Annotated in this window: 13 protein-coding genes and 1 pseudogene; 5 read left to right on the forward strand and 9 right to left on the reverse strand. The window is 71.7% G+C overall.

The window, feature by feature from the left end; all coding sequences use genetic code 11:
• Positions 1–194: 194 nt before the first annotated feature.
• Positions 195–1586, reverse strand: coding sequence for an MFS transporter (locus AB5J53_RS37835; protein WP_369252693.1), 1392 nt, complete (start codon positions 1584–1586; stop codon positions 195–197).
• A 188-nt stretch (positions 1587–1774) separates the two neighbouring features.
• Here AB5J53_RS37835 and AB5J53_RS37840 point away from each other — a divergent pair, with 188 nt between their 5' ends.
• Positions 1775–2176, forward strand: coding sequence for a winged helix-turn-helix transcriptional regulator (locus tag AB5J53_RS37840; RefSeq protein ID WP_369250113.1), 402 nt, complete (start codon positions 1775–1777; stop codon positions 2174–2176).
• 10 nt (positions 2177–2186) lie between these two features.
• Here the strand turns inward: AB5J53_RS37840 and AB5J53_RS37845 are convergent.
• The 5 genes and pseudogenes from AB5J53_RS37845 to AB5J53_RS37865 form a co-directional block, all read right to left on the reverse strand.
• Positions 2187–2326: pseudogene (locus AB5J53_RS37845) on the reverse strand (ABC transporter permease); the annotation flags it as partial.
• Positions 2327–2412: 86 nt separating this feature from the next.
• Positions 2413–2835: a thioesterase family protein gene (locus AB5J53_RS37850; RefSeq protein ID WP_189191786.1), complete on the reverse strand. Its 423-nt coding sequence runs from the start codon at positions 2833–2835 to the stop codon at positions 2413–2415.
• A gap of 76 nt (positions 2836–2911) precedes the next feature.
• Positions 2912–3538 (reverse strand): hypothetical protein, encoded by a 627-nt coding sequence (locus tag AB5J53_RS37855; protein ID WP_369250114.1) that lies wholly within the window; start codon positions 3536–3538, stop codon positions 2912–2914.
• 41 nt (positions 3539–3579) lie between these two features.
• Complete coding sequence (locus AB5J53_RS37860; protein ID WP_369250115.1) at positions 3580–4242, reverse strand: histidine phosphatase family protein; 663 nt, start codon at positions 4240–4242, stop codon at positions 3580–3582.
• Positions 4243–4317: 75 nt separating this feature from the next.
• The gene (locus AB5J53_RS37865; protein WP_369250116.1) at positions 4318–5526 is read right to left on the reverse strand and encodes a pyridoxal phosphate-dependent aminotransferase; all 1209 of its coding nucleotides are present in this window, start codon (positions 5524–5526) and stop codon (positions 4318–4320) included.
• Between the two features lie 85 nt (positions 5527–5611).
• Between AB5J53_RS37865 and AB5J53_RS37870 the strand changes: the two genes are divergently transcribed.
• Complete coding sequence (locus tag AB5J53_RS37870) at positions 5612–6247, forward strand: winged helix-turn-helix transcriptional regulator (protein WP_369250117.1); 636 nt, start codon at positions 5612–5614, stop codon at positions 6245–6247.
• A 139-nt stretch (positions 6248–6386) separates the two neighbouring features.
• Here the strand turns inward: AB5J53_RS37870 and AB5J53_RS37875 are convergent, their stop codons facing one another.
• From AB5J53_RS37875 to AB5J53_RS37885, 3 genes are all read right to left on the reverse strand, one after another.
• Positions 6387–7235 carry a hypothetical protein gene (locus AB5J53_RS37875; protein WP_369250118.1) on the reverse strand — a complete coding sequence of 283 codons (849 nt, stop codon included), beginning with the start codon at positions 7233–7235 and terminating at the stop codon, positions 6387–6389.
• Positions 7235–8509 (reverse strand): VWA domain-containing protein, encoded by a 1275-nt coding sequence (locus AB5J53_RS37880; RefSeq protein WP_369250119.1) that lies wholly within the window; start codon positions 8507–8509, stop codon positions 7235–7237. Before AB5J53_RS37880 ends, AB5J53_RS37875 begins: the two co-directional genes overlap by 1 nt.
• A gap of 150 nt (positions 8510–8659) precedes the next feature.
• Entirely contained in the window at positions 8660–10183 is a 1524-nt protein-coding gene (locus AB5J53_RS37885) for an IucA/IucC family protein (protein WP_369250120.1), read from the reverse strand.
• A gap of 102 nt (positions 10184–10285) precedes the next feature.
• Between AB5J53_RS37885 and AB5J53_RS37890 the strand changes: the two genes are divergently transcribed.
• The 3 genes from AB5J53_RS37890 to AB5J53_RS37900 all read left to right on the forward strand — a co-directional run bounded on the left by AB5J53_RS37890 (position 10286) and on the right by AB5J53_RS37900 (position 13093).
• Positions 10286–11803 carry an IucA/IucC family siderophore biosynthesis protein gene (locus tag AB5J53_RS37890; protein WP_369250121.1) on the forward strand — a complete coding sequence of 506 codons (1518 nt, stop codon included), beginning with the start codon at positions 10286–10288 and terminating at the stop codon, positions 11801–11803.
• A gap of 103 nt (positions 11804–11906) precedes the next feature.
• Positions 11907–12821, forward strand: coding sequence for a HipA family kinase (locus AB5J53_RS37895; protein WP_369250122.1), 915 nt, complete (start codon positions 11907–11909; stop codon positions 12819–12821).
• Complete coding sequence (locus AB5J53_RS37900; RefSeq protein WP_189191774.1) at positions 12818–13093, forward strand: SelT/SelW/SelH family protein; 276 nt, start codon at positions 12818–12820, stop codon at positions 13091–13093. The genes AB5J53_RS37895 and AB5J53_RS37900 overlap by 4 nt, the downstream gene beginning before the upstream one ends.

Consider the following 13093-nt stretch of genomic DNA (forward strand, 5'->3'; position numbering starts at 1 on the left):
GTACCGGGGCGACGCGGGCGTACCCACGGACGCGCTTCGTGAGCAGTTCCTCCGGGCAGCACGTCCGAGGCCTACGCCGAGGGTGTGCCGGCGGGCACGGCGTATGTCCGCAAGGGCGGGAACGCCGTGCTGACGGAGGACGTACGGCAGGTACTGGGTCGTGCGCCGCGTACGTGTGCCCGGTGGGCGCGCGATCACAAGGAGGCGTTCGCGCGGGACCGACGGCCGGCCCGCGGAGCCGGGGTGGGGGTCGCGCGCCCCGGCCGCAGGAGCGCCGCCGCCAGCAGCAGGGCCGCCGCCGCGATGCCCGTGGCCACGGTGAACGCCAGCCGATAGCCGTCCGCCGTCGCCGCCACGACCTGCTCGCCCCCGCCGATCAGGTGCTCCGTGCGGCTCGCCGCCAGTGTCGTGAGGACGGCGAGCCCCAGTGAACCACCCACCACCTGCGTGGTGTTGAAGAGCCCGGAAGCCAGTCCCGCGTCCTCCTCGGCGGCGCCCGACATGGCGAGCCCGGTCACCGCGGGCATCGCGGCGGCGAAACCGGCGGCGAGCAGGAGCAGCGGAGGCAGTACATCGGCGACATATGTGCCCTCGACCGGGACCCGGCTCAGCAGGGCCATGCCCGCCGTGATGAGGGCGAGCCCGGCGAGCAGCACGCGGTACGGGCCGAAACGTGCGATCGTGCGCGCCGACAGGCTGAGCATCAGCACCCCGATCGCGACGGGCGCCGGCAGGAATGCCGTGCCGGTGAGCAACTCGCTGTAGCCCAGGACGCGTTGGAGGTAGAGCGCGCCGATGTACTGGAAGCCGTACATCCCCGCGATCATCAGGATCTGGACGCCGTTCGCACTGGTCAGGGCACGGGAGCGGAAGAGCCGCAGCCGGAGCAGCGGGCGGGCGGCGCGCGCCTGGCGCACGGTGAAGCCTGCGAAGAGGGCGAGTGAGATCGCCGCGAGCGTCAGTGTGCCACCGAGCCCTCGGTCCCCGGCGCCCACGATCGCGTACACCGTCAGCATCAGCGCACCCGTGACCAGGGCCGCGCCGGGGTAGTCGGCGCCCTTGCCGAGACCGACTCCCTTGTCCGGGGCGAGAATCCGCAGCGCGGCGAGCCAGGCCACCACCCCGATGGGCAGGTTGATCAGGAAGATCCAGTGCCAGTTGAGGGCTTGCGTCAGCGCACCGCCGAGGAATGTGCCGAGCGCCCCGCCCGCCGCGCCGACCGCGCTGAACACCGCGATGGCACGGGCCTGTTCGCGCGGCTCGGGGAAGAGCGCGACGAGCATGCCGAGGACGACGGCCGAGGTCATGGCCCCGCCGACGCCCTGCAGCGCGCGGGCGGTGACGAGCATGCCCTGGCTGGTGGCGACTCCGCACAGCACGGACGCCGCGGTGAACACCGCGAGCCCGGCGGCGAACATCCGCTTGCGGCCGACCAGGTCTCCGAGCCGCCCCACCAGGAGCAGCAGTCCGCCGAAGGGGATCAGATACGCGTTCACGACCCAGGCGAGCCCCGGTCCCGAGAAACCGAGATCGCTCTGGATCGCGGGCATCGCGACCGTGACGATGTTCCCGTCCAGGATCGTCATCAGCGTGCCCGCGCACAGCACGACGAGCGAGGCCCAGCGGGAGTACGTTCGTGGTGTCGATGGCGTGCGTGGCTCGGTCCGGGACGGCATGGCGACGACCTCCGTGCTCTTCAAGGGTGCCCAGGTGCACGACTTGTAACGGGGTACATCGTGAGTGACCATGGGGACCGGCATAAGGAGGCACTTCGATGTCCCAGGGGAACACCGGTGTTACCTCGCAGGCCGTGCTCGCGCAGGCGTGCCCGGTCCGTGAAGTTCTTGACAGGGTCGCCGGAAAATGGAGCGTGCTGATCATCGTGGCCGCAGCGCACGGCCCCATCCGCTTCACCGAGTTGGAGCGGAGCGTGGAGGGAATCAGCCGCCGCATGCTGACCCTCACGCTGCGCAATCTGGAGCGCGACGGACTCGTCACGCGGACCGTCCATCCGACGGTGCCGCCGAAGGTCGAGTACGAACTCACCCCGGTGGCCCGGGAGTTGCACGCGACCCTGCTGTCCCTGACCGACTGGGCCGAGCGGCACCGCGTCACGATCGCCGAGTCGCGCGCGGCCTACGACGCCCAGCACTCACCGGAGTTGCTGGACGCGTAGGCCTGTTCCCTCAAGGGGGCGCGAGCGCCCCGGCCTGGGACAGCCGCGACGCGCGGATCGCCGGGTACAGTCCTGCCGGGCCGCCGATCACCAGGGTGGCGCCGCGATGCCGCCGGCCGGCGCCCATGGCGGTACGACGGTCGGCCGGCCCTGGTAAAGGCGACTCGTGCCCATGACGGCCACAACCCCCTGGAGAGCCCAGAGACTCGCGCCCGTCCGCCCGCGCGGCGGCCCGGTCAGAGCCCGAACAGCCGCGGATCGGTGGCCAGCGCCCGGAAGTACTCGCGCGGGTCGGCTACCAGCCTGCGTTCCTTGAGGTCGAGCAGTCCGCCGACCGCGGAGATCTCGGCGGACACCGTGCCGTCCGTCTTCCGGATCGTCTGCTCGATGCGGAAGCTCTTGCCCTCGCCCCAGTGGAAGTCGCAGGTCACCTCGACCTCGTCCCCGGCGCGCAGCTCCCGTTTGTAGCGGATGGTGGTCTCCAGGGCCACCGGGCCCACGCCCTTGCCTATCAGCTCGGTCTGACTGATCCCGGCCGCTTGCAGCAGCGACCAGCGGGCGTGCTCGGCGTACTGCAGATACACGCTCTGGTTGAGGTGTCCCTGCACATCGGTCTCGTACCCGCGGACGGTCACAGCGACGGAAAACGGCTCTGCCACGACTTCCCCTTCTCAACGGCGGTCAGGACTGATCCCTCCAACTCCCTTGTACCGAAAGCCATTCCGGGCCCCATCCTCACACCCGTCGCGGCGAGGCCAGGACATACCGCGCACCCGTGCGCGGCTCCGTGTGCTCGCCGACCTGCCAGCCCGCCTTCTCCAGCGTGGCCGCGCAGGCGCGCAGTGCCCCGGAATCCGGCTCGCGCACGGCGACGGCCTCCGGCTGCGGTGTCGCCCGCACCCGGTAACCGCCGCCCTCCGCCCCCGCGGGCCGGTGCCCCGCGGCCTCCAGCGCGAGCGCGGCGGCCTGCACCAGATGCGTACGCTCCCACCCGCACGGACGGTCGGTGTCACCGTCCGGATTGGTCATCCGACGCAGCTCCAGGAGCCCCTCCCAGGCGCTGCGTACCTCCCGTATGCGTGACGGCCCGGCGTCGGCCGCCTCCTCACCGCCGATCCGCGCCGTGAACACACCGGCCTCGGCCGCGGCGGGGGCCTCGACGGGGGCGACCGGCTCGGGCGTCTCACGTATGCGATGTCCGGCTGGCGTCAGGAAGTGGTCGTGCGGCGGCCGTGGATGCCGGAAGGCCAGCCCGCGCTTGACCAGCGCGGCGAGCTGCGCCTCCGTGCCCTTCAGCCGCCCGGTCACGGGATCGGCGGCCTCGATGACACGCCGCTGCGCGGCGGTCGGCGGTCGTGTCACGGCGCGCTCCTTCCCGCCGCCTGTCGTGCGCGGCGGCTCCCTCAGCCGCCCGTCAGTTCCTCTCCGGGCGTCTGTCCCGCCGAGGGGAGCGGCTCATGGGAACAGTACGCGTCGGGTCTGACATTCCACCCGGCCACCACATGCCGGCGGTGCTCGGTGCTGAGCCGGCTCATCGTCCCGGTGCCGAGCTGGAACAGTGCGCCGGCCGAGGCGGGCAGCCCCAGCCGCCGCGCGGTCAGCACCCGCAGGAAGTGCCCGTGCGAGACGACCACGACACTGCCCTCCGCCTCGGCGAGCGCCGCGTCGATCTTGGCCAGCATCCGTTCCGCGCGCGCCCCTACCTCGTCCGGGCTCTCACCGGGGTGCTCGGGCGGTCCGGCCGTGACCCCGTCCGTGAACAGGAACCAGTCGGGCCTGCTCCGGTGGATCTCGACGGTCGTGACCCCCTCGTACCCGCCGTAGTCCCACTCCGACAGGTCCGCGTCGACGCACGCCCCGCCGACCCCGGCCAGCCGCGCCGTCTCCCGCGCCCGCTGCATCGGGCTGACAAACGCCGCCGCGATGTGATGCCGTGCGATAAGCGGAGCCAGCCTCCGCGCCTGCTCCCGGCCCTTGTTGGTCAACGGGATGTCGGTCGACCCGGTGTGCCGCCCGGACAACGACCACTCGGTCTCTCCGTGCCGTACGAGGAGGAGGTCACCCATCGCCGAACCCTTTCTGTCACCTCGTACGGTGGCACCGCCGGACGAATGGCGCAGCTCCGGCTCGGCCGGGTGGCCCTACTGCCGGTACCCGCTCAGGAACCGCCCGATCCGGCTGATCGCCGCGTCCAGGTCGTCGGCGTGCGGGAGGGTGAGGATGCGGAAGTGGTCGGGGCGGGGCCAGTTGAAGCCGGTGCCCTGGACGACCTGGATTTTTTCGCGGAGGAGGAGGTCCAGGACGAATTTCTCGTCGTCGTGGATCTTGTGCACTTCGGGGTCGATGCGCGGGAAGGCGTACAGCGCGCCCTTCGGCTTGATGCAGGAGACGCCGGGGATCTCGTTGAGCTTCTGCCAGGCGCGGTTGCGCTGTTCGTGGAGGCGGCCGCCGGGCGCGGTCAGCTCGTGGATGGACTGGCGGCCGCCGAGCGCGGCCTGAATGGCGTACTGGGCGGGCGCGTTGGCGCACAGGCGCATGGAGGCGAGCATGGTCAGGCCCTCCAGGTAATTGCGCGCGTGCTGCTTCGGGCCCGTCACGACCAGCCAGCCCGAGCGGAAGCCCGCCACGCGGTACGTCTTCGACAGGCCGCAGAACGTCAGGACCACCAAGTCGGGGGCGAGCGCGGCGGCCGAGTGGTGCACCGCGTCGTCGTACAGGATCTGGTCGTAGATCTCGTCCGCGAACACCATCAGGCCGTGGCGGCGGGCGAGGTCGAGGATGCCCTCGACGATCTCCTTCGGGTACACCGCGCCCGTGGGGTTGTTGGGGTTGATGATGACGACCGCGCGTGTACGGTCCGTGATCTTCGCCGCCATGTCGTCCAAGTCCGGGTACCAGTCGGACTGTTCGTCGCAGAGGTAGTGCACCGCCTTGCCGCCGGCGAGGGTGGTGACCGCCGTCCAGAGCGGGAAGTCCGGGGCGGGGATGAGGACTTCGTCGCCGTCCTCGACCAGGGCCTGTACCGCCATCGACACCAGTTCGGAGACTCCGTTGCCGAGGAAGACGTCGTCCACGCCGACTTCCAGGCCCCGGTCCTGGTAGCGCTGGGCGACGGCGCGGCGGGCGGAGAGGATGCCGCGCGAGTCGGTGTAGCCGTGCGCCTGGGGCAGCATCCGGATCATGTCCTGGAGGATCTCCTCCGGCGCCTCGAAGCCGAAGAGCGCGGGGTTGCCGGTGTTGAGGCGCAGCACGCTGTGGCCCGCCTCCTCCAGCGCGTTGGCGTGCTCGATCACCGGGCCGCGGATCTCGTAACAGACCTCGCTGAGCTTGCTCGACTGCCGGAACTCCATGCGCTGCGCCCTCCGGTTCGTGGTGTTGCTTGGTTTTACCAAGTTGGAGCTTGGAAAGTCCAACAAGATAGCTAGACTGCGTCGCATGTCACCTCGCCGAAGCTACGACCAGTACTGTTCCGCCGCCCGCGCCCTCGATGCCGTCGGCGACCGGTGGACCCTCCTGATCGTCCGCGAGCTGCTCGGCGGACCGCGCCGCTACACCGATCTGCACGCCGACCTGCCGGGCGTCAGCACGGACGTGCTCGCGTCCCGGCTCAAGGACATGGAGCGCGACGGGCTGACCACCCGGCGACGCCTTCCGCCGCCGGGCGCGGCGTACGTCTACGAACTCACCGGCAGGGGGCGGGAGTTGCTGCCCGTGCTGCAGGCGCTCGGGGAGTGGGGGGCACCCGCGCTGGGGGAGCGGCGGCCGACGGATGCCGTGCGGGCGCACTGGTTCGCGCTGCCGTTGCTGCGCGGGCTTGACGGACTTTCAGGGGAGGGGCTGGTTGAAGTCCGGCTGGACGAGGGGGAGTTCCATGTGTGGCTCGGTGCTGAGGGCGGGCCGGTGTACGGGGACGGGCCCGCCCCGGAGGAGCCGGATGCCCGGCTGGCGCTCGATACGGAGACGTGCGAGGCCGTGAGCCGGGGGGCGTTGACGCTGCGGGACGCGGTGCGTGCGGGGCGTGTCGAGGTGACGGGGGAGGGCGCGGTGGCCAAGGTGCTGCGGGAGGCGTGACAGGCGGGTTTTCGCCCCCTCCGCCCCTACCCGTCCCTTACCTGGGGGCTCCGCCCCCAGACCCCCGTATCGAGCTTCGCGCTCGTCCTCGAACGCCGGACGGGCTGAAAGATTCAGCCCGTCCGGCATTGACGCGGGGTCAGGCGCCCGGCGGCATCCGCGAAGGCCGTCCCGACCCCCGCGTCAGCGCGTACCCGCCGATGCCCGCGAGCGCCGCGAGGATGCCGCCGATCGCGGTCCACACCCAGCGATCGGACCACCAGCCGGAGGCCCAGCCGTCGTCGGGCTCGATCGAGGACAGCGCGGCCGTCGACGAGTCGGACCCCGAGTCGGACTTCTCGGCGCTCGTCGCGATGCCCGGGACCAGCGGCTTGGCGAGCGAGCCGTCGACCGCCGCCGAGCCGCCGATGTCCTTGGAGTCCACCTTGACCTCGGCGCTCACCGGCAGACCCAGCTCGGACGTGCCCAGACCCGTGGCGGTCAGCCGGATGTAGTACGTGCCCGGCAGCGGGTCGTGGGCCCACGTCTCGGACCAGGAGCGGACGGTGCGCAGGGTGCAGGACAGGTCCACGGAGGCCGCGTCCTTCGCCGCCGTCCGCGTCTGCGCCCCGTACTGGCACGCCTGGCGGCGCCGCAGCCCGTCGTACACGTCGATCTGCCAGGTCTCCGCGGCATTCCGCGTCGAGGCCTCGGGCAGCTTCACCGTCGCCTTCACGGTGGGCCGTTGTCCGGCGTCCGCGGGGAACGACCAGTACAGGTAGTCACCCGTGGAACCGCTCGCGGTGGCCTGCTGCCCCTGCTCGATCTCGGTCGCCGTACGGAACGACGTACCGGCCTCGGTGGGCGCGCCGCCGTCGTCCGACGGACTCGCCGAAGCCGAGGGAGAGGAATCCGCGAGGGCGGGAGCGGCGCAGACGCCGAGCAGAACGGGAGCCACGGTGGCGCCCAGCATGAACACCGTCGTCGTCAACACACGTCGGATACCCATCAGTTGGTCCTCCAGACCGCGACCCGCCAGCGCGAGATCCAGCCCCACAGCACACCCGCGAGGAAGCCGGTGAGCACAAGGGCGCCGAGCAGCCACCAGCCGCGGCCGAGGCCGAACGAGGCGACGTCGCCCGCTTGGTCGGGCCCTTCGACGACGTCGACCGTCAGCTCCAGCGGCAGACCGGGCGTCGTCTTCACGCCCGAGCCCGCGGAGAACGCATTCGACACCTGCAGACACACGACTTCAGCGGCGGCGCTCGTGTCCTCGTCGTCGTCGCTCTCGGCCTTCGGATAGCGCAGACCGGTCGAGATGACGTCGGTGCGGCCGTTGCCCGCGGCCTCGCCGCGGACGATCTCGCGGCCGTGCACGGTGACGGCCCGCAGCAACACCCCGTAGTCCGGGTTGACTTCGCGGTCAGCCGCGACGCTCACCGAGGCCCGCAGCTCCTGGCCCGGCTCGACGTCCACGCGGTACCAGCGGTGCTGCGCGAACTCCTCGCGGTCCGTGTAGAGACCCGACTTGAGCGTGGGCGCCTTGGCGCACTCCGCGGCGCCTTCCACGGCGACCGGCGTCACCACGGGATCGGCGGCCCGGTCGACCAACTGGCCCACGCGGTCGGCAAGTTCCTCCTTGTGCTGGACCGAGGTGTAGGTGCCGCCGGTCGCTTCCGCGATGCAGCTGAGCTGGTCGCGGGTCTTGGCGTCGGGCACCAGGCCGAGCGTGTCGATGGTCAGGCCGATGCCCTTGGCCCCGATCTCGCGGGCCACCTCGCACGGGTCGAGGGGCTGGCAGGTGTCCTCGCCGTCGCTGATGAGGACGATGCGCCGGGTGCCCTCGCCGCCGTCGAGGTCGTCGGCCGCCTTCAGCAGCGCCGGACCGATCGGCGTCCAGCCGGTGGGCGTGAGGGTCGCGACGGCGGTCTTCGCCTCGGTGCGGTCCAGGGTCCCCACCGGGTACAGCTGAGCCGTGTCCTTGCAGCCCGTCTTGCGGTCATTGCCACGGTAGTTGGCGCCGAGGGTGCGGATGCCGAGCTGCACCTCCTGCGGCGTCGCGTCGAGCACCTCGTTGAACGCCTGCTTCGCCGCGGCCATCCGCGACCCGCCGTCGATGTCCCGAGCCCGCATCGAACCGCTGACGTCCAGCACGAGTTCGACCTTGGGAGCGGCCTGCTCCGCCGTTTCACCGGCGACCGCTCCGGCCGGAAAGGCGATCCCGGCCGTCAGGGCGGCAAGCAGGGCGCAGACTCCTGCTGCCAGCCGTTGTCTTGTGATCATCGGCGGATCCTATTGATCAAAGGTGCCGCGCTTCAAAACGATCTTCAAACCGAGCTTGAACGAGCTGGTGCACGTGCTCCGAAACGTGCCTCAAATCGCGCCTCAAGACGTGCCTCGAATCGTGCTTCAGGACGTGCCGCAAATCCTGCTTCACATCGAGTGGCCGCCCGAGCCGGGTCCCGTGAGCGGGTTGGGCAGTCGGGCCCACATGTCACCGGGTGTTTCCGGCGACAACCGCATCGAGGTCAACGCCTTGGTGGGCAGGGGTTCGTCGCGGAGGGCCGCGAGGTCGGCGGTGTCCGGCAGATCCCGTACGACGGTTTCCAGGGCCGCGCGCAGGGCGGCCGTCGAACCGGCTGTCGCCCCCAGCGCGCCGCCGACGAGCGAGCCGAAGAGCTTGCGGCGCAGGGTGGTCTCGTCGTCCGTGACGATCCGGCCGGAGAGGTCCGGGGCCGGGATGCCGTGGCGGGCGAGCCGGGCCGGGCTGATCCGGATGTCCGCCAGGTCGCGGTAGACGAGGCGGACCGGGGCGCCCGCGGGGTCGAGGACCACCAGCAGGTTCTGGCCGTGTGCCTCCAGGGCCACGCCCAGGTCGAGCAGCCGTAGCCCGACGGTGAGGACGAGCCGGGTGAACTCCGCGAGCCGGGCGGGGTCTTCGGTGAGGCCGGTCAGGGGAAGGGCGGCCACCGGGACGACCTGCTCGCCCGGCCGCGCGTACCCGTCCGGGGACTCCCGCAACACCGCCGCCAGATCAGGGCTGTTGGCGGTGATCGCGCCCAGGGTCCTGGTGATGTGCAGTGGCATGTCCAGGCGATCGGCCACCGCCTCCATGAACGCCGAGACGGTCTCGGCCGTCTCGACCGAGTACACCGAGATGTCGCGCACCGAGGAGGTCAGCCGGGCGCTCAGCGCGGTTTTGACGTGCGGGCCGTCCGGCAGGGCGAGGGTGCGCAGGGACATCAACGGATGGGCGGTGAGCCCGTCCTGGACAGGACGGTCCAGCACATGGGCCGACTGCCAGGGGTGGACCGGAATCAGGACGCGCTCGCCGTCCCGCAGCCACTTCGGCCACTCGCCCGTGACGAGGCAGTCGTCCGCGACCACCAGCCCCAGCTCCACGAGCGGCCGGTGCTCCGGCGCGTAGGCGAGCTGCTCGGCCGCCGAGAAACCCGGCCGCGAACGGCAGTTGGGGTGGTACGGATGCCCGTCGACGACCCGCTGCTCCCAGGTCCGGCTGTCCACGGGCACGGCCGGGTCGAAAGAGGCCGTCTGTCCCGCGCGGGACAGCGCCAAGGAGGCCACGCTGTGGTCGAGCTCGGCCGCGAAGGCGGGACCGTGCGGGACCGCGAGGGCGTCCAGGAGCCCGGCCGGACGATCGTACGGCTTGTCGTCGAGGCGTACCTCGGTGACGTACGCGGTGGTGGCGTACGGGTCCGCGTGCGGCCCGTGCAGCCGTCGGCCGTCGGTCAGGCGGACCGTGAGACCGTCGCGGCCCGGCTCGCGGCGCGCGATCCACGGCAGCGGCTCATGCGCCAGCGCCCGCCACAGACGGGTCAGCACGGCCGCCCGGGCGCCGGGCAGCGCCTGCGCGTACGGCGCCGCCAGGCCGGGGCGTACGACGCTCAGCTCGTCGGCCAGCGCCGCCTCGGCCGCGGGCGTGGGGGGACGGTGCACGGTCGGGCTCCTTGGGTACGGGGACTGCGTCGCGGTCGTCCGCCACGGCAGACATACTGATCACCAGTGCACCGTATGGAACGAATGGATCGCGTGGACTCCATGCCCCCCAAGCTCCCCCCGTTCGACGGGGGCGACACGGAAGAGGCCGCCGACGCGTACGCCGCCGCGCCACTGCTCAATTGTCTCCTGAGGGAGGTGGGGGAACCCGCCCAGGGCACGGGCGTGTTCCGGCTCCGGGCCAGTGGCCGACTGCTGCGCGTGCGGGGTGCTCGACGGCCCATGGAACCCGAGGTGTACGCCGGCCGCGCCTGGCATCGGCTCACCCACACCGAGCTGGTCAAACTCACCGCCGAGGAACTCCGCCGCTGCACCGGCCTTTCCAACTCCGAGCTGCCCGCCGAGATGATCGACAGCCGGGACGCGGTGGCCGCGCTGCTGGCCGCGCGCGCCCGCACGACACCGCCCGAGGACGCGTATCTGCGCTCCGAACAGTCCCTGATCACCGGGCACCCGTACCACCCCGCCCCCAAGGCCCGCGGCGGCGGCCCGGTCACCGGCTGGCTGCCGTACGCGCCCGAGGCGTACGCCCGCTTCCCGCTGGACCTGCTCGCCGTGCGGGCGGACGCGGTCGTCGAGGAGGGCGACACGGCGGCATTCGACGCCCTCGGCCGGACCCCGCCCGGCTACCGGCTGCTGCCCGCCCACCCCTGGCAGCTCGACCTGGTCGGCGCCCGCCCGGAGATCCGGGACGCCTTCGCGGACGGCCGGCTGATACGCCTGGGGCGCACCGCACGACCCCTGTGGCCGACGGCCGCCATCCGCACGCTGTACGCGCCCGAGGACGACCGGTTCATGAAGTTCAGTCTCGACGTGCGCATCACCAACGACATTCGCCGGCTGTGGCGGCACGACCTGCTGAAAATGCGCCGCACCGACGAGGCGACCGCCACGGCCTTCGCCGCTGTGCCGGGTCCCGCCGCCTGGCTGAGCGACCGCGGCTACCGCACCGCCGACTTCGCCTTCGAGGAACTCGCCGTCCTCGTCCGCGACGGACTGCGCGAGCACCTGGTCCCCGGGGCGACCCCGCTCCTCGCGGCCGCCCTCGTGGAAGGCTTCGACGGCAGCCCCCTCGACCGGCTCACCGATCCCTCCGCCTGGTGGGCGGCGTATCTGGGCCAGGTCGTGCCTCCGGTACTGGAGGCGTTCGCGCGGCACGGAGTCGTCGTCGAGGCGCACGTGCAGAACTCGCTGGTCGCCGTCGACGCCGACGGCATGCCCGTACAGGCGCTCTTCCGGGACGCGGAAGGCGTGAAACTGCTGCCCGGGGTGACGCGCGCGGCGGGCTGGCAACGGCTCGTGTACTGCCTGATCGTCAACCACGTCACCGAACTCGCCCTACTCCTCGCCGAACGCCACCCGGGCCTGGACCCGTGGCCCGCCGTACGACGGGAGCTGATCCGCTACGACACCGAGCGCGGCCTCCCCGAGATCGCGGACCTGCTCTCCTCGCCCACCCTCCCCGGCAAGACGAACCTCCTCTTGCGGTGGACGGGCGCGGACGGCGCGGACGCGCGGTATGCGCCGCTGCCCAACCCGCTCCGGGAGCCGTCGAGGTGATCGTCCGCCCGGCGTGGAGGGCGTGCCCCGCGATGGTGCTCGGGGCCGTGCGGCGCGGACAATGCCGATCACCTGTCCCGTCCGCTGCTTTACGCTGGCCGGTGTGCTGCGCGACGTGACCGCTGTTCGATACGTGACCCCGCTGAGGGCGGGCGGCTCCGTGCCCGGAGTCGTCGAGGCCGATGACCTGGGGACGTACGTCGTGAAGTTCACGGGCTCCGCGCAGGGCCGCAAGGCGCTGGTCGCCGAGATCATCGTCGGTGAGCTGGCGCGCGCCCTCGGGCTGCGGTTCCCCGAGCTCGTGCTCGTGCACTTCGACCCGGCGGTGGGCGAGCACGAGCCCCACCAGGAGGTCCAGGACCTCCTGCGCTCCAGCGCCGGCCTCAACCTCGGCATGGACTATCTGCCGGGCGCGAAGGACTTCACCCCGGAGATCGCCAAGACGTTCCCCGTCGACCCGCTGGAGGCGGGCAAGGTGATCTGGCTGGACGCCCTCACGGTCAATGTGGACCGCACGGTGCACAGCTCGAACCTGATGATCTGGCCCACCTTCGGCACCACGCCCCCGCGGCTGTGGCTCATCGACCACGGTGCCGCCCTGGTCTTCCACCACCGCTGGGACGCCTCGGCACCGGAGAAGGCGTACGACTTCCGGCGCCACGCGCTCGGTGGCTACACCCCGGACACGCGGGCGGCGGACGCCGCGCTCGCCCCCCTGGTGACCGAGGAACTCCTGCGCTCGGTCCTGGCCGAGGTGCCCGACGCCTGGCTCACGGAAGAGCCCGGTTTCACGACCCCCGACGCGGTCCGCGAGGCCTACGTCGGCTATCTGCACGCCCGCGTGCAGGCCTCCGCGGCGTGGCTGCCCACGGACTTCCCCAGCCGGGAAGAGCTCGCCGCCGAAGACGCCCACCGCGCGGCGAAAACCCAGGAGGGCCGGCCGAACTGGCTGAAGCGGGTCCCGGACCTGCACGGCAAACCGGCGGCGGAACAGGATTGGTCGGTACACCTCGGATGACAGAGATCCACCGCGTTCAGATCGAGTACTGCACCCAGTGCCGCTGGCTGCCCCGCGCCGCCTGGCTGGCCCAGGAGCTGCTCACGACCTTCGAGACCGAGCTGACGGAGCTGTCCCTGAAGCCCGGCACCGGCGGCGTCTTCGTCGTACGGGTCGACGACGAGGTCGTCTGGGACCGGCGGGAGCAGGGCTTCCCCGAACCCACGGCGGTGAAGCGCCTCGTACGCGACCGAGTGGCCCCGGAAAAGTCCCTGGGCCACTCGGACAAGTGA

The organism is Streptomyces sp. R41 (assembly GCF_041053055.1).
Taxonomy (GTDB): Bacteria; Actinomycetota; Actinomycetes; order Streptomycetales; family Streptomycetaceae; genus Streptomyces.